Origin of the sequence: Nocardia carnea, from assembly GCF_029868855.1 — a bacterium.
Taxonomy (GTDB): Bacteria; Actinomycetota; Actinomycetes; order Mycobacteriales; family Mycobacteriaceae; genus Nocardia; species Nocardia carnea_A.
On record NZ_JARWOV010000128.1, the window covers coordinates 19,975 to 40,832 of the forward strand.

The window sequence follows — 20,858 nt, forward strand, 5'->3', positions numbered from 1 at the left end:
CGGTCTCGGATGTATTTCTCGGCAGGGCAGGTGTGGTCACGGCCTCTCCGCGAGCTCGCGCAAGCACAGATCCACCTGCCGTTGCTCCTCGGTGCGGATGCCGGGGCGGCCCGCGATATGGCCTAGAGGCGAGATCAGCTCGCGTACTTCCCCGTGGTCGATCCAGGCGGCCTCGAGGTGGTTCTCGGCGACCGTGAAGTAGGTGTCGGTCACCGAGGGCATGAGAACGGTGCGGGCGGTGATGCGGCCGAGTCGATCCCGCAGCGATCGGAAACTTCCGCCGCCGTCGGCCGCCCGCCACATCTCCAGCGCGGCCATCAGGTCGCCGGCGTGCATGACCTGGTGATCCTTGCCCCACCGTTCGAGGACATCGCCAGTGCTGAGGTAACCGAACTCGCGGTACACCTCCTGGGCGAAGAACTCCTCGCAGTAGGCCCAGCCGGCGTACACGCGGCCGAACGCGTCGAGGCGCTCCAACTCTGTCCGGCCGTCTGGCTCGTTGCCGCGGCGACCGGCTGTGAGTGTGGCGCCGACCGAATCGAGGAAGACTTCGTTGATCGGTGAACACCGCGCCGCAGAACACAGGGCGAAGACGGCGGACGTACGCTCGGGATACCTGGCCGCGAAATCCAGCGATTGGATACCCCCCAGCGACCACCCGGCGACGAGGCGCAGTTGCCGTACACCCAGCCGGCCGAGGACGTGTTCCGCCGCTCGCGCGCAATCTCCGACCCGCACTCGCGGGAACGTGGTGCTGCTCGTGGAGGGAGACGACGAGATCCCGCCACCGAAATGGTTGACGACGATCACGAAGTGCTCGGCCGGGTCCAGCGGACGCCCCGGTCCGATCCACGCCGCGTAGCCGAGATCGTCACCGGTGTAATAGGTGAACAGCAGCACGGCATTGTCGCCGGAAGGCGAGAGCGACCCGTGGGTCCGAAAACCGATCCGCGCATCGTTCAGCATCGCACCGGACAGCAATGGGAATATCGGCAGTCGAAGCGTTTTCCGCTCGCTGTATTCGGAACTCATCGTCAACACCTCATCGGGACCTCGGTACTGGACTGCTCAGAAGAACTTGAGGTACCGGTTCCGTTCCCAGTCGGTCACCGCGGTGGTGTAGGACTCCCACTCGCCACGTTTGTTGTCGATGAAGGACTGCCACAGCTTCGCCCCGCACACTTGTTTCGTGAAGGGGTCGGCTTCGAATGCGTCCACTGCCTCCTCGAGGGTTCTCGGCAGCAGTGCGAGACCACGCTTCCCGTAGCCGGCCGGGTCGACTTCGTAGAGGTTCTCGGTGTGGAAGTGCTCCAGCTCGACCTCTTCGCGCACACCTTCCAAGCCGGCCGCGAGCAGCAGCGCCGCCGCGAGGTGCGGGTTGGCCGCCGAATCCACCGCACGACATTCGACACGACCGCCACCGAGCGGGATGCGCAACATGTTCGTACGGTTGTTGTTCCCGCAACTGGCGAAGATCGGCGCCCACGTCGAGCCCGACATACTGCCTTGGCGTACCAGGCGCTTGTAGCTGTTGACGGTCGGCGCGATCACCGCGCAGATGGCGGCAGCGTGCCGGACGATGCCGGCCGCGAAGTGGTATCCGATCGCACTCAGGCCCGCACCCCGCGGGTCGTCCTCGGAGTCGAAGAGATTCAGGCCGCCGTCCAGCGCCGCGAGCGACATGTTGAAATGCGCACCCGAGCCCGTACGGTCGGCGAACGGTTTCGGCATGAACGAGACGAACGCTGCGTGCTTTCGAGCAACCTCGTTGGCCATCAACCGGAAGAACGCCACACGGTCGGCCATCGACAACCCGTCGGCGTAGGCGAAGTCGATCTCGAACTGCCCTTGGGCGTCTTCGTGATCGAAAGAGTAGACGTCCCAGCCGAGTTCGTTCATATGGTCGACGAGCTCGTGCAACCAGCCCAGATTGTCCAGCAGCGTGGGCACCGCGTAGCAGGGCTTGTCGAGGGTGTCACGTTCACTGATGCTGCTGGGGCCGGTGGGTCCGTCTGCGAGGACGAAGAATTCGGCCTCGACGCCGAGGTCGAACCGGTACCCCATCTGCTCGGCAGCCTCGATCTGCCGACCGAGGATGTTTCGCGTGGATGCCTCGAACGGCTGACCCCCGACGTAGAGATCGGACAGGAACAGGGCGACGTCCTTGCGCCATGGCAGCACGAACCCGCGATCCAGATCGGGATGCGCGGAGAGCTCCTCGTCGTTCACCTCTTGCGGCAGGCCGTCGAGCGCCGCCCCGGTGAACAACTCCGATCCCTGCGCCATCTGCACGAAGTGGTCGATCGGCACCATCTTTCCCTTGATGTTGCCGTGCAGATCCGTGTAGCCGGCGATGCTGAACCGGACCCCCTCATCCTTCAACTGCTTGGCCATGATTTCGGCCTCGGCCGCGTCGCGCACCATCGTCGACCCCTCATCCCTAGTTTCGATTAACTATCGAAACCGTAGAAAGGCGATATTTCCCGAGCACTGCGGTCGAGTTAAAAGGGGATTTCCCAGGATGGCTTTCGAGCGCCGGTCAGTGAGGGACGGTAGCGCTCCCGGCCGAGCGAACATCGGCAGACGGCGAACTACCTCCACTCGCCGAGGGGGTTTGCGCAGCAGCCGCCATTGAGCCCGGCGGCCTGATCCAGCACACGGCCTAGCGTGCTTTCCAGTAGGTTCCGGCCTGTATCGCCTTGCGGGGAACGCCCGCTGCGTGCAGATCTGCGCACAGCGCTTTCGCGAAGGACCGTTCGCCGGCGATGCCGACCTTGTCGGGGATCATCGACGTGGCCTTGTCCAGAACCGCAGCCCGAACCGCCTGGGCGGCCCGAGCGTTGCCTTCGAGGCGTGGCAGCCGGATGACGGTGACGTGCGGTCCGATGGCAGCATCTTCCCCGCCGAAGCTCGCACCTTCGATGTAGACGGTCGTCGGGACAGTTTCCGGGGTAGCCTCGGCGACGGCAAGCGCGGCCGGCGCGCCGGCTTCGTCTGCGACCAGGAGCTGCCACCGGATATCGCGTGAGACATAGTACTTCCGGCCCTCGTCGATGACCCTGACCGATGTACCGAGTGCTGCCTCCCGCGTCCAGTGCGAGAGGGGCGAGTCGCCGTGTAGTACGACATCGAAGTCCATCTCCAGTAGATCGGGCCGGAACGCACGCACCGTCAGTCTCCGGCGAAGTGGACGGGACAGAGCGGCGACGAAGGCATACTGCGCGGCACCGGTCCATGGATCCGCAATAGCGGGCACCACCCATCGCCTGGCTTGCTCGTCCGGCCAAGGGATGAACACGGAGCATCGATGGTCGCCGCCCCGATAGGAGAAGTCGAGCAGTTCGAACCCGCCCAGCGTGATGCGCACCGTGTTGGGCGAGATATAGGTGCGGCGCATGAGTACCAGATCGAAGCAACGCCGACCGGGCTCGAAGCTCGTGGTGCCGCCGGAGCGGAAAACCCCGAGCGGTGCGCCGACACCGCGGAATCGGTCGAGAAACATGGTGAACAGCCTTCCGTCGAAACGCGTATAGCCAGGCGAGGCCAACTTGATCAGGGCACCCTAACTTACCAGATGGCCTAGGGTGGTGCCGAGGCCGAAGATCTGACCCGAGGAGGACCCGTGCCGGCGCGAAAGCACAGTCGGAACGACGTTATCCGTGCCGCCCTCGGACTACTCGACGACGAGGGCCTCGACGCTGTGTCCGTGCGCGAGGTCGCTCGACGGATGGGCGTCAATGTGAACACGGTGTCGTTCCAGGTCGGGACCAAGGCTCGCTTGCTCGGGCTGATGTCGGATGCGGTGCTCGCGGAGCTCTCGCTGGAGAATCTCCCCGAGGACGGCATCGAACGGGCGAAGGAGGTGTTGGCTCGCTACCGCAGGGTGTTGCTGGCCCACCGCGACGGAGCCCGGCTCACCGCGGGCAACGCGCCCCTGGAGAAGCACACCATGATGCTCGCCGAGACTCTCGTCGCTGCCCTCACGGAGGCCGGGATTCCGGACGGCGAGAGCATCAAGACCATGTGGGCGATGTTCTACTTCATGCTGGGCCTCACCCAGGAACAGCAGGCGGTGGGAAGCGGCGCCGTCGACATCGAACGAGGATTGTCCTCCGGTGATTACCCTACGCTGCAGCGTCTGGGGCGAGACGTCGTCGACCTCGACTTCGACGAGCGCTTCGAGTTCGGTATCGACGTACTGACGACGCCACTTCTCGCCCGGACCCGCCACGCCCCGGTCGCCGCCGGGAACGGATCTCCCGACGGTGGTCGGGTCTCTTGAACGCCGACAGCCGCCGCTCGGTCGGCCGCGCGACCGGCGGCCGTGCCGTGCCGGCCGCTCACGCCGACCATCATGCGCCGGACCAACATCGACCATCGGACCCCGCACCACGCGGATCCTCGAGTCGCGTCCGGACCGACACCAGGTAGCGGGCCGCATCGGCACCGTCGATGATGCGGTGGTCATAGGACAGGGCCAGGTATGCCATCGAGCGGACCCGGATGAGCAGGTTGCCGTCGGTGTCGCGCTCGGGTACCAGGCGTTCGACGATCGAGCCCACACCCAGAATTGCCGACTGGGGCTGGTTGAGGATCGGAGTGTCGAAAAGCGCTCCGCGACTACCGGTATTGGTGATGGTGAAGGTTCCGCCGGTCAGCGCGTCCGGGGTGATGGTGCCGGTTCGTACCGCATCGGCCGACTGGGAGATCGCTGCCGTGAGACCGGCGAGGGTGAGTCGGTGGGCATCGCGAACCACGGGAACCATCAATCCTTTCGGGCTGTCGACGGCGATGCCGAGGTGTACGGAGTCGTGATACGTGACCGTGGTGCACTCGGCGTCCAGTGCGGAATTGATGACCGGATGTTCTGCCAGGGCCTGTACCGCAGCCATCGTGACGAATGGCAGGAACGTCAGCTTGTGCCCTGTTCCGGCGTAGAACTCGTCCTTGGTCTGTGCGCGCAGGGCCGCTACCTCGGTCAGGTCGGCCTCGATCACCGTGGTCAACTGGGCCGAGGTGTGCAGTGATGCCAGCATGCGCGCGGCGATGGTGCGGCGGACCCGAGACAGCTTCTCCGTGCGAGTCCGCGTGGGCGCGCCCGCAACCGCCGTCCCGGCCGGGGCGAGCGGCAGCTCGTGTGTGGCCCCGGGCGGCTCCGGATCGCGGGGGGATGCGAGCTCGACGTCGTCCGGTATTTGCACGGTGGTGCCGGGTGCGGAAGAGGAAATACTCTTCGGGTGAGCCGGTGCTGTTTCGGTGAGCGTCGCGATGGTGTCGCCGACGGCGACGGTGGAGTCTTCGTCGTACAGGATCTTGCTCAGAATCCCGGTCGCGGGAGATACGATTTCGGTGTCGACTTTGTCGGTGGCGACTTCGAGGAGTGGTTCGTTCTCGTCAACGTGATCGCCGACGTTCTTGAGCCAGCGAGTGATAGTCGCCTCGGTAACCGCCTCGCCGAGTGCCGGCAGCACAACGGTATGCGCGGTGGATGACATCGACTCAGGCCTGTTCTGTGAGATCGAGTGCGGCGCGGACGATACTGTCGGTGTCTATGCCGTGGTAGCGATAGACGTCCTCGAGCGAACCGGCCTGGCCGAACCGGCTGACGCCGAGTGCTGCCGCGGCCACGTTGTTGATGCCCGCGAGGAAGGCCAAGGTGTGGGGATGTCCGTCGAGCACGGTGACCATGGGGGCAGCGCGGTCCGCGGGGAAGAGCTGTTCGAGGATCCATGACGACGCCTCGGTGAGGCCGCGGCGGGCCCGCAGCGCCTCGAACAGCAGGCCCGGACTGGTAACACAGATGACGTCCGCCGCGATGTTCTGTTTCGCCAATCGGTCGGCAGTCTGGAGCGTCTCGGTGATGACTGCCCCCATACCCACCAGTGTGACGTCGGGTCGATGATGCGCCCGGCGAAGCATATATCCACCAGCAATGACCTGTCTGCGCCGCCGTTCCCGGGCGGCGGGGTCGTCGGGAACCGCGGCCAGGGTCTGATCGACGGGTCGCGTGGACAGCCGGAGGTAGGATGAGGTTCCGTCCGAACGCCCCAGTCGCGCGATGCACGAGAGCAGTGACCACTCGACGTCTATGACGAACGCGGGTTCGTAACTGATACAGCCGGGCTGCTCCAGTCCGATCGACGGTGTCTTGATGGATTGGTGTGCACCCCCTTCCGCAGCCAGCGAGACGCCGGACGGTGTACCGACCAGGATGGACTGACCACCGGCATAGATGCCGTAGGACCAGGGTTCGAGTGCGCGTTCGACGAAGGGGTCGTAGACGACGCCGATGGGGAACAGTGGTTGGCCCCATCTGCTCCAGGTCGCGCCGAGTTCACCTATCAAACCCACCAGATTGGTCTCCGCTATCCCGAGTTCCATGTGCTGACCGGAGGGTTTCTCTCGCCAGTGCATGATGGTCTCGGGGTCGTCGTCGAACCAGTTGCGTCGCTCGTTCGGCGACCACACACCGACCTTGTTGAGCCATCCGGCCAGATTGGTGGTGGAGCTTACGTCGGGACTGACCGTGACTACCCGTTTGGCGGCGTCGGGAGCTTGGCGGCTGAGGTCGAGGAGCACGCGACCGAGCGCGGCCTGGGTGGTGGCGGTGCCTGATGGGGTGCGACCGGTGTCCACCGGAACGTCGGGCGGAAGGCAGGGTTGCACAGGAGGGCGGCGTAGCCTGCGCGCTGTGGCGGCACAGAGCTGTCCGGCGTGACCGGCGGGATCGAAGGCCACCCACGGTTGCGCGGGATCGATTCCGTGATCTGCGGCCACCTGCTGGTACTGCTCGACGGTCAACAGGCTCGAGTGATTTTGCGGGTGCCCTTGGGTTGGTAGCCCTCGGCCCTTGATGGTGTACGCGAGGATGACGGTGGGCCGGGTGTCATCGATTCGCGCATAAGCCGCACGCAGGGCGTCGAGGTCATGCCCACCCAGATTTCGGACGGCTCGGAGCAGGGTGTCATCGTCGAGATCCGCGATGAGCGCCGCGATGCCGTCCGAGTCCGTTGCCTCGCCGGGCAACCGGGAACGCAGTTCATCGGCCGCACAGCGAAGCAGTCGCTGATACTCGGGATTCGGCATCGTCAGAATCCGGGCGCGCAGCGCGTCACCGCCGGGCCGCTCGAAGAGCTGTTCCAGCAGTGCCCCGAACTTGACGGTGATCACCTGCCAGCCTGCCGCGGCAAACATCGCCTCGAGCCGGCCTGCCGCGATATTGGGCACTACCCGGTCGAGAGACTGTCGATTGAGGTCGACTATCCAGACTATCTCGCCGAGATCGGACACCGACGAATCGAGGATGGCTTCCCAGACCGCGCCCTCGTCGAGTTCCGCGTCACCTACCAGCGAGTATTGCCGGCCCTTTCCCGCAGGCCCGACCTGTCCATCCACATACCTTCGTGCGATGGCACCCCAGATCGGCGCGGTGGCGCCGATGCCGACCGAGCCGGTGGAGTAATCGACAGGGTCGGGATCCTTCGCCCGGCTGGGGTAGGACTGCAGCCCACCGAATTCGCGCAATGTCGTCAGGTACTGCGGGTCGAGCTCGCCGAGCAGGTAATTGATCGCGTGCAACACCGGTGAGGCGTGTGGTTTGACCGACACCCGGTCATCGGCGGTGAGTTGCTCGAACCACAAGGACGTCATGATCGACACCATCGACGCACAGGAGGCCTGATGCCCGCCGACTTTCAAGCCAGTCGTGTTGGGTCGGATTCGGTTGGCGTGGTGGATGATCGAGGTCGAGAGCCACAGCACTCGGTCCTCGATCTCGCGGAGCGTGTCGCCACGGGCATCAAACGATGGCGAGTCGGAAATTCGGGTGGGTGCTGAGCCAGTCGTCAAGGTTGCTGCGTCCTTACGTGTGTGAGTTGTTTCCGGCATCAGTTGTCACAGCGAGTTCAGGTGCGTGCTCCTCGCTGCGGCAACGCTGATGCCACACGGGCAGGGGTGATGGCCCGTAGTTCAGCGGTGGTCCGAGGCACGGACCGAATGAGCTCAAATGGGGTGCATAACTCACTCATAGTCGACCACTGGACGGCATTAATGGCAACATATCCTCATAGAATTGAGCATTATGCTCATTTATGGTCGATAACAGTGACTCGGAGGTAAGCATTGTGAGCACGACACCCCCGGTGGATGAGCTCGACGCCCGGATCTTGGAAGTACTCGCCGACGACCCCCGTTCCACGGTGGTGGCGATCGCGGAGAGGACTCGGCTCTCGCGCAACACCGTGCAGGCACGGCTCAACAAGTTCGAGAGATCCGGTGTCCTACGCTCATTCGAGCACCGCATCGAACCGGCTGCCTTGGGTTATCCCTTGACCGCCTTCATCTTCGCGACGGTCACCCAACGCGAATTGGCGGCAATAGCAGAGGCTCTCACGGAGGTCCCTGAGGTGGTCGAGGTCCACGGACTCGCCGGAGTCACCGACCTGCTCATCCATGTCGTCGCGCGCGAAGCCGACGACCTCTACCGCGTCGCCGGCCGCATCCTCGCCATCCACGGAGTGGAAAAGACGACAACCGCGCTGGTCATGCGACAACTCGTCGACTACCGCCTCACCGGCCTTCTCCAGCAGCGAGCAGCGGCCGACCCTCGGTGAAGCGAACGGGTACGCGCCCGCCGCCCTCATTCACGGCGGGCGCATACACCGCAAACGTCTCACCCGCTGATTTGTACTGCCCGACCCTTCCACTCCGCGTCACGCAGTTCGGCCTTCCGGATTTTGCCCGTCGAGGTCTTGGGGAGGTCGACGACGAACTCGACGGCCCCCGGCGCCTTGTAGTGCGCGATACGCGATTTGACGTACGCGATGAGCTCGGATTCCTCGATGCGGGCGCCGGGTACGGGTACCACGAACGCTTTGGGCCTTTCGCCCCATTTCTCGTCCGGCGTGCTCACGACAGCGGCTTCGCGAACCGCCTCGTGCGCGAGGAGGGCGTGTTCGACCTCGATGGTCGAGATGTTCTCACCGCCGGAGATCACTACGTCTTTCGCGCGATCGAGCAGTTGTACATATCCGTCGGGGTGCATCACTCCCAGGTCGCCCGAGTGGAACCATCCACCGGCGGTAGCCCTCCGGGTACTGTCCTCGTCCTTGTAGTACCCCTTCATCACCCCGTTACCGCGCATGACGATCTCCCCCATTTCCGTGCCGTCCGCGGCGACATCGACCAACTGACCGGTGGGCGTGAGCTCCTCGCGGACGACCCGCACACGGTCACCGGTGAGAAGCCCGACTCCCTGACGCGCCATGAGCTGCGCTTGGTGCTCATCATCGAGCTGGCCCCACTCGGGCTGTGGCTCGCAAACAGCGTAGGGGCCGTAGGTCTCGGTGAGTCCGTACACATGGACGACCGAGGCGCCCATCGCGCGCATCGCGGCGATGATGGTAGGGCTCGGTGGTGCGCCACCATTGGAGATGGTGAGCGGAGCCGTGAGCGCGTGGGCCTCGGGAGCGTGCGCGAGCATGGTCAAGACCGTGGGCGCTCCGTTGAGGTGCGAGATCTGATGTTCGTCGATGGCCGACCACATCGTGTCGGCGCGTACCGTCCGAAGACAGATGTGGGTCCCCATCGCGGCGGTGACCGCCCAGGTGGTGCACCAACCGTTGCAATGGAACATCGGTAGTGTCCACAGGTACTTCGTCGACCGGGAGAAGCCGGAGTGATGGACGCCGCCGAGAGCGGTGAGGTAGGCGCCGCGATGAGAGTACATGACCCCCTTGGGGCGTCCGGTGGTCCCGGAGGTGTAATTGATGGCGATGGTCCGGGTCTCGTCGTCGACCTCCCACCGATGGTCGGGGCCGCCGCCACGCGTGAGAAAGTCGGCGTAGCCTACCGTGTCCATCGGCACCGGAGGTTCCGCGTCGGCGCTCGGCAGTTCGATCCATTCGCCGACGCCGGCGAAATCCCGGCCCGCGTGGCGTAAACGGTGAAGGAGCTCCCCCTCACCGAACAGGAGACGCGACCCCGAGTGCCGGCAGATGTAGCCTACCTCGGCGGGTGACAGTCGAGTGTTGATCGGCACGAGCACTCCCCGTGCCAGGGGAACCGCGTAGTGCGCTATCAGCATCTCCGCAGAGTTGGTCGCGAGGTAGGCGACGCGCTCGCCGTCGCCGATTCCGGACGCGGAGAGGGCTTTGGCCAGCTGTTGCACCTCCGCAGCGAACTCGCGGTAAGTCCAGCGGCGGTCACCATCGATGATCGCGATCTTCTCGGGCATGACTTCACCGGCCCGCTCGAGAAACCGGATCGGTGTCAGCGGCACGTCAAGACCTGTCATGTGAGTACTCCTCCTGTTTGCGACGACGTGAACGAAACCAGGTACTACAAGGGGATTTCGGACCGAACAGCGCGAAGCCCGCGAGCGGGTCACGACGAGGCAGCGAGCCGGTGCGTGGTTCCGTCGAACGCCGATGCCACGTTCACCAGATGCGTCGACCCCGTGTCCGTGCCGTCCGGCCACCCCACGACATGAACGTCGGTGAGATCCAGCTGTCTCAGCACTGCGGTGACGGCCCCACGCGCCAGCTCATGATCCTTCACGGCGTACGTGTGGTGGCAGTCTGTGTCGGTCCGGAGGTAGATGAGCGTCCCGCCGTGCGTCGCGACGCGAATCCGATATCGGTCCAAGAGTTCTCGCCATTCACTCCGACCCGACAGCGGGTCGTCGTGTCGGCATTCGGCGACCACATAGACGGTTGCCGTCGAACGCGGCAGCCCCGATGCTCCGATCAGGACCGTGTGCAGTGCGCCGGTCACGCCGTCCTCGAAATCCACGACTCGGGCCGGCTTACCGGCGATCGAGGCTGCACGTTCGGCCACCGCCCGCACCCGCCCAGCGTGTCCGTAACCGTGATGGACACGGTGCTGGAGTACATCGTCGACGCGCAGTACCGGCAACCGGTGCCTGCGAGCAAAAGTGCGCAGAGCCGCGCCCTGGAGTAATCGCCCATCACTTCCGAGCACCGTCGCCATCAGTGCTACCGCAGCAACTCCGGAGATCTCACAGAGGTCGACAGCCGCTTCCGAATTGATGCGTTGCGCGAGTACCCCGCGCTCGGAAGCCCTGATCGGCAGCACATGCCCGGGGCGGCACAGGTCGACGGGCCGGGTCATCGAATGAGCCAGTACGCGAGCGGTACGGGCACGATCGACGGCGCTGATGCCGGTACCGATACCGGTCGCGGCGTCTACGCCGACCCCGTAGACCGGCGTGTGGGCATCGCGCAGGCCGGGACGCACCATGGGCGGCAAGTCGAGTTCGTCGGCCCGGCTCGAACGCATCGCAGCGCACAGGAATCCTGAGGTGTACCGGATGGCCCAAGCAGTCCACCGCGCCTCCGCCAGACCGCCGGCAATCACCACGTCGGCACGTTCCCCGTCAGCACTACCTTCGACGATCAGCACGGGCCGGCCCAGCGCCAGGTCATGGGTGGCCGCCTCGACCGCACGGATCGCGATGGGATCGCCGTTCATCGCTCGTCGATGCCTACGAGAGCGCGGTATCGGCTGTCGTGGAAGATGAGAGGCTCGGCAGCCTCATCTATCGCGCTGCGGTCGACCTGCAACAGGACCACCTCATGATCGCCGGCGGGGATGGAGCTCGAGATGCGGCAGTCGAGCCACGCCGCGGCATCGGCCAGGAACACAGCGCCGGTGTCACCGGCGAACCAGGACAGGCCTGCGAAGCGATCGACGTTCTTGGCCGCGAGTTGCCGAGAGGCAGCCTCGTGCATGGAGGCCAGCACCGAGACACCCAGATGGCCGCCCTTCGTCAGTTCTGGCCACGTCGTGGAGCTCAGTTGCACACAGATCGATACCAGCGCGGGTTCCATCGACACAGGAGTGAACGAGGTGGCCACAATGCCGGCCGGTCGGCCTTCGCGCAGTGCGCACACAGCGGCGACGCCGGTCGGATAGCGGCCGTACAGCCGGCGCAATCGGGCGTTGTCCAGTACCTGGTCCCCGGACTTCACCGGGCAGAAATCATCCATGCCACACCAAACCTTCTGTATCGAGATCAGACGAAGCTGTGGGAGCAACGCCGGAGAGTTTTCGCCGACGGAGTCGTTTCAGGCTCCTCGGCTGCGCGCGTACTCGATGATCAGCGAGGTGACCGCCTCGAGACACGCGTGTCCGATGTCCACGGAGGCGCCCGCGGGGTCGCCGAGGATACCGTTCGAGGAAACCGAGTCGATGCCTTCGCCGAAGGCTCGCTGTAGCAACTCGTGGTCGACGATGCCGGTGTATCCGCGCGCGAACTGTTCTGTTCGCACCCGCTCCGGATGGACGGCGAGCATCACCGATGTCTCGGCGATATCCGCGTGACCGCCTACCTGCGAGCCCAGGTGTGCGATGTCCTCGGCGCAGTCGCGCCATAACTCGAGGATTGCGTCGCTGTCGGTGAACACGATGACCGACAGCGGTGCCAACTGCTGTGCCAGCCGCGCCTCGAACTCGCGCATGACGGGATAGTTTCCGATGTGACCGGAGAACAGTACGACTCGTTCGAATCCATATCTCGCGAGGTGTGAACCGTAATCGACGCACAGCGCCTCGAGGGTGGACGCCCGCAGCGACAGTGTGCCGGGGAAATTCAGATGATGCGGCGAATACCCGACCCGTATGGTCGGGAGTACGAGCGCGTTTCCCAAGCCCCGGGCGATCCGCACAGCGAGTTCGTCGGCGTGGTCGGCGTCCATCGACAGCGGCAGGTGCCGGCCGTGCTGTTCGATCGCGGCCAGCGGCAGAATGGCGGTACGGAATCCCCCGGCTATCGCGCTGCCGATCTCGGTGCTCGTCATGTTCTCGATGCCTACCTCGCCGACACTGCCGAGCCCGGGCGCGGCGGGTACGTCACGCACGATCGGGCCTGATGAATCGGGCGTGCCGCGCGATCTCATCGTGTTCGCCGGCGTCGTACATCTCATCGATCAGGTCGGTGAAGGAGGCGAGGACATTGGCGCGACGAATGGTCGCCTTGAGTGTCAGCTCCCCTGCCTCGGCCGACAAGGCCCGGGGAAGAACCCGAAAGTCCTTCAACTGAAGCGGGCGTGCAAGCTCGGCGTTGACCTCGTCGATCCACCGGCGCAGCGATTCCTCGCGTTCATCGGCGTCCATCTTCTGTGCGTGGACACTGATAGCCAACAACGCCGTCAGGTATTTTCGCCCCTCGCCCACGACAAGGGCCTCGTCGATCAAGGGACTGGTCTTGAGCCGCAGTTCGATGGGCTGCGGACTCACCGACTTGCCGCCGCTGGTCTTGAGGACATCCTTGAGGCGGCCGATGATCCTGACCTCACCGTCGGCCGCCATGTCGACCAGGTCCCCGGTGCGGTACCAATCCTCGTGTACGGCTTCCGATGTCGCGTCGCCGTCGTTCCAGTAGCCGGTGAACAGGCACGGGGCACGGAGCTGTAGCTCACCGTCGGGCGAAACCCGGGCGGCCCACCGTGGGTCGGGGAGACTCTTGCCGATCGTTCCCGGGGCCGGAAAGGACCGATCCCATTGGGCGAGAACGGCACCGCAGGTCTCGGTCGTGCCGTAGAGTTCCCGCAGGTCGAGTCCCCACATATGCCACAATGCCGCCACATCAGGCGTCATGCTTCCCGACGCGGTCCAGCTCACCGTGATCCTGTCCATTCCCACTCGCGCACGTAAGGGCAGGAACACCGACTTCGTACAGAGGCGGTAGAGCACATCGAGGTACGTGGGCAGCTGCCGCCCTTGCCACCTCAGGGCACTGACCTGCCTGGCTACCTTCATGGCAATCGAGTACTCGACGCCGAAGATGCGCCCCGACCGGGAAACGGCCCGCAACATCTCGCCGGCGAGTTTCTCGTGCATGCGCGGCGGCCACACCACCACTGTCGGGCGCACTCCGACCAGTGCTTCGCCGCGCTGCTCCATGGTGCAATAGGTCACGACGAGTCTGGTCATGATCGGCGCGAACACTCCCAGGAGAGCGGGAGCGACATGTGACAGCCCCAGGAAGCCGACCATATCGTGCCGGGTGCGACCGATTTCGGGGTAGGTCATCGCGACTCCCATCACCGAGTACTGGAGAGTGCGGTGTGTGTGCACAACGCCCTTCGGCGTGCCGGTCGAGCCGGAGGTCGAGAACAGCGCGGCCGGTTGATCGATGTCACCGGCGTCGAGGAGACCGGTGAACAGGGTCGGCTCCGCCGCGGCTCTGGTACTCCCGAGCGAGAGCAGCGATCGCCAATCCGTGACGGCCGGCTCATCCGACATGTCGGTCGAACAGGCATCGAATCCGATGCATACCCGCAGATGCGGCAGCCTCGGCGCCACGGCGGCAACCTTGGCGAGATCGGAACCACTCTCCGCAAAGATCGCTGACGCTTCGCTACTTCCGAGCACCTGCTCCAGTTCATGCGGTGAGCTCGTCGGGTAGACCCCCATGAGCACACCGTTCACGCTCAGAATCGCCAGCGCGGCCATGACCCACTCCTGGCGGGTGGAGGACATGATGGCGACCCGGTCTCCTGGTTCGATCCCGAGATCGTGCAGGCCGAGAGCGGCGTGCTGCACCGCTTCGAAGTACTGACCCCAGCTCGTCGGCTGCGGTGCACCGGCTGTCCAGGTCGAGAAGGCGACGGTATCCGGCTCGTACACTGCGCGGTCGCGCAGCATTTGCGCAAAGGTACGGTCGACGGCCTGAAAATCGGACACGGTGGCCAGTGCGGGCACACCGCCGGGTGTCTGCCCGTCCGCCGGGTCCGGTGGCGTGGGGAGGTGTGATGCCATCAACTTGATTCCTTGGCACGCTGTTCGGGGTTCTGATGTCGGATTCGCTGTGTCGCATCGGTGGCCCCGCGGTTGCGGTCGGCGTTCCAGCCGTCACGTAGGGCGCGAGAATGCGGGTCGTCGAAATAGGCGGCGGCCGCGGCCAGGGTACGTCGCAGTGAGATCTCGTCCTGATCGTCGTTCGGGCTGTTCACGCTGGACTTGAGGGCGCCGTACAGGACCGGCGCTTTGGTGGACGCTTCGTACGCCGCGGCCACCGCCGTCTCGACGAGCCGGGTGGGTTCGACCACAGTGTCGACGAGGCCGATCGCCTCGGCGCGGCGCGCATCGAACAAATCACCGGTCAGCAGCATTGTACGGGTCGCGCGTGTTCCCAGCACTCCGACCGCGCGTCGAATTCCTTTGTCCGCCGGCAGGAGACCGTGATTGATCTCGGGGAATCCGAAACGAGCGTGGTCGACGGCCAAGACCTGGTCGGCGAAGAGGGCTATCTCCATGCCCCCGCCTACGCAGTGACCGTTGACGGCCGCCACCACGGGGCGCGGATATCTGTCCATAGCGACGAGTAATGCGTGGAAATCTCGCATCCGGCCGTCGATCTCGTGCGATGCTGTGCCTTCGAGTTCTTTGATGTCACCGCCTGCGGTGAAGAACCTCCCGCCATGACCGGTGAGGACCACAGCCGGCGCATCGGACGATTCGGCGAGTTCCGCGAACAGGCGGGAGAGCTGATTGATCAGTGTGCGGTTCAATGCGTTCGCGGGTGGGCGGTTCAGAGTGACCACCAGGACCCCGGATCGCTCCTCGGCCGTGAACGTACTGGGACAGGCTGCGTCATTCACTGTCACGATGGCTCACCCGGCTGCTTGTCGGCCCGCCGACGACGAAACCGAGCTTCCTTCGCCGTGCGCAGAAGGAAACCGAGCCTCGCGCCTTTCACGGAAGGCCTGCCGCGCCTCGAGATAGTCCGCACCGGCGAAGCCGAGCGTCTCCAGCGCCGCGGAGAGTTCCTGCTGTGGGAGTGCGTTGGTGAGCCACCCGGTGTTCAACGATCGTTTGGTCCAGCGAATGGCTTGCTGGGACCCCAGTGCCAGGTCGTCGGCGATCGCCAGTGCGCGATCGAGGACAGCGTGCTGTGGTTCGGACAGGCTGACCAAGCCGATACGCTCTGCCTCTGCGCCGTTCATTCGTGCTGAAGTCAATTGGTAGTACTTGGCTTTGGCCATCCCCACCAAAAGCGGCCAGATCAACGAGGAGTGGTCGCCGGCCACCACCCCGACGCGAGTGTGACCATCCAGCAACACGGCGTCCTCTGCCACGACGCTGATATCGGCCAGCAGCGCCATCGACAGCCCCCATCCCACCGCCGGTCCGTTGACGGCCGAGATGAGCGGCTTGTCCATGTTCAGAAGATTGGACAGGCGTCGCCGTTCGGTCTCCATGAGCGCGATCGCCTCGTCGAGGGTCGGGTCCGGTTGCGCGACATCCATCCCCGTACAGAACGCACGCCCGGCACCGGTGACGACCGCGACCCGAGTCTCTCGGTCACGATCGATATCGATCCAGATATCGGACATGAATTCGAACATCGGCATCGTCAACGAGTTCAGGCGATCCGGACGGTTCAAGGTGATCAGGAGCACACCGTTCGGCTTGCGTTCAATCTGGATCTCTTCGGGATAGCGACTGAAGACGTCGCCTGCGGCCGGTGCGGTCATCGGGATTCTCCTACTTTGATGCTGCCGTCGGTATGCGAATTCGCGTTCCCGAATGCCTCGACCTCGGCATAATGTGCGGGCCGTGCGTTGCGGATATCGTCCAGGATCGCTTCGGGGGTGCGAACCACGGTGCGCGGATTCTTGAACTTGGGGATGACGTACTTGCCGAAGAGTTCGATCGACTTCATCAATTCACTGTGGGGTAGTCCGTCGATGCGCATGACGAGGGCGTCAGCACCCAGATCGGCGTACCGCTGTACCTGGGCGACGCAGTCGTCCGGGTCACCCACGATGAAACCAGCGGAGTCCTGCAGCATATAGCGCTCGTCACCGAAGTCGACGTGCTTCACCGCACCCATGTACTGGTAGTCGGCGGACAGCTTGGACAGACGTTCATAGGCGTCTGTCGACAACGCGACCGTTTCGGTCAATTGCCGTGCCCACCGGACGGCCTCATCGCGTGTCTCGGCACAGTGCATACCGCCGGCCACCGCGACGAGCTTCTGAGCCTGTAACGGATATGTGTGCGTCGCGCCCACCAGGGCCTCGTCGTAGATACGCAACATGTTCTCGATGAAATCGAAGCCGAGGTAGAAACCGCCGACAATGGCTCCGACACCGAGTTCGGCCGCAGTACGCACCGACTCCGGACTGCCGGTCGCCATATGAATCGGCGGATACGGGGCTTGTATCCCTTTGGGCACAAGACTGCGCGGTGGGATCTTGTAATGCTCTCCGACATAGGAGAACACATCATTGTGCAGCGCGCGGCGGATCACCTCCAGCCCCTCGATCTGCTGCGCCTTGTTCTCGGCCGGCGACACTTCGAACGCGCGTAGCGCGAGTGTCGTGTTACCTCTACCGACACCGAGCTCCACTCGGCCGTTGGACAGAATATCTTCGGTTGCCAGCCGTTCGGCCACGCGAAGAGCATGGTTGATCCGCGTCGGCAACAGAGTGACGAGGTGGATAAACCGAATACGACTCGTCAGCGCCATCAAATAGGGATAGATGACTTCCGGCGCCGAAGTCGTCGCCGTGCCGATCGCCACGTGCTGCTCCGACGTACCGAATGCGTCGAAACCGACTTCCTCCGCCAAAAGCACCTCCTCGACTAGTTCCCGGTAGCGGTGCTCGTAGGTGTGACCCGGAGCCGTCTCGCCTTCGCTCATGAAGATGAACCGCATCATCACATCCTTCCCTCGACGTTAGTAGCGATTAACCTACGGCCACCATGCGGTGATGTCAACAACACAGCAGTGTCAGTGCAATCAAAACCTTTGAATCGGAAATACTCCGCAGCTCAGCAGCTATATTTGATGTCTGCATCGACAGGACTCACGCCTCCTCGCCCCGGGAGGGCAGCCCACGCAGCACGCCAAAGGCGTTAATTACAATTAACCTAATGCTGCTCGCATCCCTCGGCACGAGCGAACGGTCGGCAACGTCGAAGCCAGGCATACGTTCGAGCGGCCCACGGCGGGACTCAGATCGACTCTCGGCTACCGTGGTGTGCCATGATGTCCGACAAGGCAGCCCCGAAGGCCGTCGTGGCCGATCCGCCACGACGTGAGCAACTCCTGGGGGTTGCGGCCGAGTTGTTCCTGCACAATGGGTACGACTCGGTCACGGTGGAGATGATCTGCGCCAAGGCCGGAATCTCGGGCCCTGCGCTCTATCGCCATTTCCAGGGCAAACAAGCGCTGCTCATCGCAGTCGTGGAAAGAGGCCTGCGGTCACTGCACGAGTTCGCCCGGGCAACGGTGGAGTCCGAGCTCGACCCCGCGACCGCGCTGGAAATCATGGTCGATTTTCACATCAGGTCGGTGATGAACGCGCCGCCGACCCCGTTGATCTTCCTCAAGAACGAACACGCCTTTCCCGAATCGGATCGTCGCCGGGTGCGGCGTGAAATGAACCTGTATGCGGAGGAGTGGATTTCGACGGTCATCCCACTTCGGCCGGACCTGTCCGAGCCGGAGGTACGCCTACTCACCCACTCGGTGTTTTCGATGCTGAACGCCATTGCCACTCTGAACAAGGGACTCGATCACGACTCGATCATCGCAACGATGTCACATGCGGCGATCCAGGCGTTGACCGCCATACCACACCCTGACAACAAGGCCCCCTGACCGTACGACTTGCGGCCGACACCACCGGCCGCCGGTATCGCCGGCGTGGGCAATCACAGCCAGCTCGATGTTAACAATCAGTAACACACCTGGAGCTGCCGTACGTCGACGACTGAACGCAGAACAGCCACGGAAGCGCCCATAAGGGGCTGCCGAAGTGGACAAATGGTCTCTTGCCAAGAAGCCGATCACCTTACCAATCCGGTGTTGACAGGATCACACTTCGGCCGTACGTTAATCGCTACTCACATCAAGTTGGCGTCGTCGGCCCGCGCCACCTGGGAACAACGACTCCGCGACCGTTATCGGTATTTGCGCTGACAGCCGCAAATACCGATCACGCTCCCCTTACGGAGGAAGCGAAGTTCGCCCACGCACTTGTGAGCACACCGGCACGCCGAGGCCGGCGGAGAGTATGAGAATCCTGCGTTCGCGAAACCACCCAGAGGAGAAAGTACGAGGGCTCAGGAACTATCGCCCTCGCAAGGCCGGCCCGAAACCTGAATCAGAAACCTATCGCTCCCCCGCTCTCGAGTCCGAGCACCGGTTGCCGCGATCCGGAGCAGTGATCCCGAAACCTATCCAGGAAGGGTTACTACCCGCCTTTCCTGTATTTCGGCCTGGAGGAAAGTTGTTATGGCTATATCGATCTCCCCAACGCAGCGTACACATGCCGGAGCGATACTGGCGGCCTCGATCGGTTCGGTCGCGGCCTTCAAAGGCCTGGAGTCCATGACTCCGCCCGCCCTGCCGATGCTACAAGAAGAGTTCGGCGCCTCGCGTGCGAGTATCTCCTGGGTTCTGACGGGAATTCTGCTGACAGGGCCGATCGTCACGCCGATCGTCGCCCGGCTCGGTGAGGTGTGGGACAAACGCAGGACCCTCCTGGGAGTGTTACTCATCGTCGCCCTGGGAACTCTGACCTCAGCGCTGTCGGTATCGATGCCTGTGCTCATCGCCGGCCAACTCTTGCAAGGCTTCGGGCTGAGCACGGTCCCACTCGCGATCGGGATCATCCGTGAATCGCAGAGCGCCGGTCGAACGAAGTCCGCGAACGGGCTGATGGTAGGTGCCATCTTCGGCAGTACGGCTCTTGCCATGCTGACCGCCGGACCCATCGCGGACCATCTCTCGTATAGATGGCTGTTCTGGGGCCCGTTGATCGTCGTCGCCGGAGTGATCATCACCGTGTGGGCCGTCGTGCCCCCGTCCCCGCAGACTCCGAAACAGAGAGTTCGGGTCGACATGGTCGGCGGCGCACTCCTGGGTTCGAGTCTGGCGCTCGTACTGTTGGCGCTGACCTACGCTCCGGGCTGGGGATGGCTGACGCCTCCCTTCCTACTGCTGCTGGGCAGTGGCCTGCTGACGCTAGGACTCTTCGTATACGCCGAGCTCTCCGTCACCGAACCGCTCATCGACCTGCGATTGATGAAGAACTACACCGTGATCACCGCCGCAGGGCTCATGTTCGTAGCCGGCTTCTGCATCAACGTGGTACTGGTGGTCGTGCCGATGCAGGTACAACAACCCGCCGCAACGGGGTACGGACTCGGTGCAACCGCGACGACCACCAGCGTGATCCTGGTGTCTGCCACGCTGATCGGACTCAGCGCACCACTGGCGTCGTGGTTGGACACGAACATCGGCCCGCGCTTTGCCTCGGCCATCGGGCCGCTCTCGGTGATCGGCTCAGTCTTCTTCATGGTCACCGCGGGAAGCCGGGGAAGCGCACTGATGATAGTGGCAGCGATCCTGTTGTGCGCATTCGGATTCAGCATGGCGATGACCCAGTCGATGAACCTGGTCGTGAGCGGGGTCCCGCCTGAGCGAGTGGCCGCGTTCAACGGTCTCAACTATGCCATCCAAGCGGTCGCCGGTACATTGGGCGCGCAGATCGCCGGCAGCATACTGTCCACCGACTCAGCCGATGCGGCGGACTCACCATCGTGGACTGCCTTCTGTGTGGTCTGGGGAATATGTGGACTCTTGGCCGGCGCCGCCGTACTGCTCGCCTTGACCAACCGGGCCGGCCGGATCCGATGACACACAATGACGCCGCAGCAGTTCGACCTCGCTCACTCAACGATCAGCACCGGAGTCATGATCGACGGCTTCACGCTCTCGGGATCGACCCCGAGGCACGCCAAGCGCCGGGCAGGTTGCCGTACCCGTTGCCCAGATGCATGCCGATGATCATCTGTCTGTCGATCATGTCCTCTTTCCG

17 protein-coding genes are annotated in these 20,858 nt (G+C 64.0%); 4 read left to right on the plus strand and 13 right to left on the minus strand.

Annotation, left to right across the window (positions count from 1 at the left end; translation table 11 throughout):
• Positions 1-36 precede the first annotated feature (36 nt).
• The 3 genes from QH195_RS12480 to QH195_RS12490 form a co-directional block, all read right to left on the minus strand.
• On the minus strand, positions 37-1,032 hold the full coding sequence (locus tag QH195_RS12480; RefSeq protein ID WP_280425270.1) for an alpha/beta fold hydrolase: 996 nt from the start codon (positions 1,030-1,032) through the stop codon (positions 37-39).
• Between the two features lie 36 nt (positions 1,033-1,068).
• Positions 1,069-2,424 carry a type III glutamate--ammonia ligase gene (gene glnT, locus QH195_RS12485; RefSeq protein WP_280435479.1) on the minus strand — a complete coding sequence of 452 codons (1,356 nt, stop codon included), beginning with the start codon at positions 2,422-2,424 and terminating at the stop codon, positions 1,069-1,071.
• A 238-nt stretch (positions 2,425-2,662) separates the two neighbouring features.
• Positions 2,663-3,502, minus strand: a complete 840-nt coding sequence (locus tag QH195_RS12490; RefSeq protein WP_280435480.1) for a siderophore-interacting protein — start codon at positions 3,500-3,502, stop codon at positions 2,663-2,665.
• A 120-nt stretch (positions 3,503-3,622) separates the two neighbouring features.
• On the opposite strand from QH195_RS12490, the gene QH195_RS12495 reads away from it, so the two are divergent.
• On the plus strand, positions 3,623-4,282 hold the full coding sequence (locus QH195_RS12495) for a TetR/AcrR family transcriptional regulator (protein ID WP_280435481.1): 660 nt from the start codon (positions 3,623-3,625) through the stop codon (positions 4,280-4,282).
• Between the two features lie 70 nt (positions 4,283-4,352).
• On the opposite strand, the gene QH195_RS12500 is transcribed toward QH195_RS12495, so the two are convergent.
• Together QH195_RS12500 and QH195_RS12505 are read right to left on the minus strand one after the other, a co-directional pair.
• Positions 4,353-5,495 carry a dihydrolipoamide acetyltransferase family protein gene (locus QH195_RS12500; protein ID WP_280435482.1) on the minus strand — a complete coding sequence of 381 codons (1,143 nt, stop codon included), beginning with the start codon at positions 5,493-5,495 and terminating at the stop codon, positions 4,353-4,355.
• A 4-nt stretch (positions 5,496-5,499) separates the two neighbouring features.
• Positions 5,500-7,887, minus strand: coding sequence for a transketolase-like TK C-terminal-containing protein (locus tag QH195_RS12505; RefSeq protein ID WP_432278493.1), 2,388 nt, complete (start codon positions 7,885-7,887; stop codon positions 5,500-5,502).
• Between the two features lie 203 nt (positions 7,888-8,090).
• Between QH195_RS12505 and QH195_RS12510 the strand changes: the two genes are divergently transcribed.
• Complete coding sequence (locus tag QH195_RS12510; RefSeq protein WP_280435484.1) at positions 8,091-8,612, plus strand: Lrp/AsnC family transcriptional regulator; 522 nt, start codon at positions 8,091-8,093, stop codon at positions 8,610-8,612.
• A 59-nt stretch (positions 8,613-8,671) separates the two neighbouring features.
• On the opposite strand, the gene QH195_RS12515 is transcribed toward QH195_RS12510, so the two are convergent.
• The 8 genes from QH195_RS12515 to QH195_RS12550 all read right to left on the minus strand — a co-directional run bounded on the left by QH195_RS12515 (position 8,672) and on the right by QH195_RS12550 (position 17,686).
• Positions 8,672-10,294: an AMP-binding protein gene (locus QH195_RS12515; protein WP_280435485.1), complete on the minus strand. Its 1,623-nt coding sequence runs from the start codon at positions 10,292-10,294 to the stop codon at positions 8,672-8,674.
• 89 nt (positions 10,295-10,383) lie between these two features.
• Positions 10,384-11,490, minus strand: coding sequence for a 3,4-dihydroxy-2-butanone-4-phosphate synthase (locus tag QH195_RS12520; RefSeq protein ID WP_280435486.1), 1,107 nt, complete (start codon positions 11,488-11,490; stop codon positions 10,384-10,386).
• Complete coding sequence (locus QH195_RS12525) at positions 11,487-12,008, minus strand: flavin reductase family protein (RefSeq protein WP_280435487.1); 522 nt, start codon at positions 12,006-12,008, stop codon at positions 11,487-11,489. The genes QH195_RS12520 and QH195_RS12525 overlap by 4 nt, the downstream gene beginning before the upstream one ends.
• A gap of 78 nt (positions 12,009-12,086) precedes the next feature.
• Positions 12,087-12,878 carry a creatininase family protein gene (locus QH195_RS12530; protein WP_280435488.1) on the minus strand — a complete coding sequence of 264 codons (792 nt, stop codon included), beginning with the start codon at positions 12,876-12,878 and terminating at the stop codon, positions 12,087-12,089.
• Entirely contained in the window at positions 12,871-14,781 is a 1,911-nt protein-coding gene (locus QH195_RS12535; RefSeq protein WP_280435489.1) for an AMP-dependent synthetase/ligase, read from the minus strand. The genes QH195_RS12530 and QH195_RS12535 overlap by 8 nt, the downstream gene beginning before the upstream one ends.
• Entirely contained in the window at positions 14,781-15,629 is an 849-nt protein-coding gene (locus QH195_RS12540) for an enoyl-CoA hydratase/isomerase family protein (RefSeq protein ID WP_280435490.1), read from the minus strand. The genes QH195_RS12535 and QH195_RS12540 overlap by 1 nt, the downstream gene beginning before the upstream one ends.
• Before the next feature lie 6 nt (positions 15,630-15,635).
• Positions 15,636-16,499, minus strand: coding sequence for an enoyl-CoA hydratase/isomerase family protein (locus QH195_RS12545; RefSeq protein ID WP_280435491.1), 864 nt, complete (start codon positions 16,497-16,499; stop codon positions 15,636-15,638).
• Positions 16,496-17,686: an LLM class flavin-dependent oxidoreductase gene (locus tag QH195_RS12550; protein WP_280435492.1), complete on the minus strand. Its 1,191-nt coding sequence runs from the start codon at positions 17,684-17,686 to the stop codon at positions 16,496-16,498. The genes QH195_RS12545 and QH195_RS12550 overlap by 4 nt, the downstream gene beginning before the upstream one ends.
• A gap of 330 nt (positions 17,687-18,016) precedes the next feature.
• On the opposite strand from QH195_RS12550, the gene QH195_RS12555 reads away from it, so the two are divergent.
• Entirely contained in the window at positions 18,017-18,634 is a 618-nt protein-coding gene (locus QH195_RS12555; RefSeq protein WP_280435493.1) for a TetR/AcrR family transcriptional regulator, read from the plus strand.
• 636 nt (positions 18,635-19,270) lie between these two features.
• Positions 19,271-20,677 carry an MFS transporter gene (locus QH195_RS12560; RefSeq protein WP_280435494.1) on the plus strand — a complete coding sequence of 469 codons (1,407 nt, stop codon included), beginning with the start codon at positions 19,271-19,273 and terminating at the stop codon, positions 20,675-20,677.
• Positions 20,678-20,858 lie beyond the last annotated feature (181 nt).

Coding starts and splice junctions, on each gene's coding strand:
- QH195_RS12490 (WP_280435480.1), bottom strand. CDS start 3,502: ATGTTTCTCGACCGATTCCGCGGTGTCGGCGCACCGCTCGGGGTTTTC.
- QH195_RS12515 (WP_280435485.1), bottom strand. CDS start 10,294: ATGACAGGTCTTGACGTGCCGCTGACACCGATCCGGTTTCTCGAGCGG.
- QH195_RS12555 (WP_280435493.1), top strand. CDS start 18,017: ATGATGTCCGACAAGGCAGCCCCGAAGGCCGTCGTGGCCGATCCGCCA.
- QH195_RS12520 (WP_280435486.1), bottom strand. CDS start 11,490: ATGAACGGCGATCCCATCGCGATCCGTGCGGTCGAGGCGGCCACCCAT.
- QH195_RS12505 (WP_432278493.1), bottom strand. CDS start 7,887: ATGCCGGAAACAACTCACACACGTAAGGACGCAGCAACCTTGACGACT.
- QH195_RS12535 (WP_280435489.1), bottom strand. CDS start 14,781: ATGGCATCACACCTCCCCACGCCACCGGACCCGGCGGACGGGCAGACA.
- glnT (WP_280435479.1), bottom strand. CDS start 2,424: ATGGTGCGCGACGCGGCCGAGGCCGAAATCATGGCCAAGCAGTTGAAG.
- QH195_RS12560 (WP_280435494.1), top strand. CDS start 19,271: ATGGCTATATCGATCTCCCCAACGCAGCGTACACATGCCGGAGCGATA.
- QH195_RS12500 (WP_280435482.1), bottom strand. CDS start 5,495: ATGTCATCCACCGCGCATACCGTTGTGCTGCCGGCACTCGGCGAGGCG.
- QH195_RS12510 (WP_280435484.1), top strand. CDS start 8,091: ATGGTCGATAACAGTGACTCGGAGGTAAGCATTGTGAGCACGACACCC.
- QH195_RS12525 (WP_280435487.1), bottom strand. CDS start 12,008: ATGGATGATTTCTGCCCGGTGAAGTCCGGGGACCAGGTACTGGACAAC.
- QH195_RS12545 (WP_280435491.1), bottom strand. CDS start 16,499: ATGACCGCACCGGCCGCAGGCGACGTCTTCAGTCGCTATCCCGAAGAG.
- QH195_RS12480 (WP_280425270.1), bottom strand. CDS start 1,032: ATGAGTTCCGAATACAGCGAGCGGAAAACGCTTCGACTGCCGATATTC.
- QH195_RS12550 (WP_280435492.1), bottom strand. CDS start 17,686: ATGCGGTTCATCTTCATGAGCGAAGGCGAGACGGCTCCGGGTCACACC.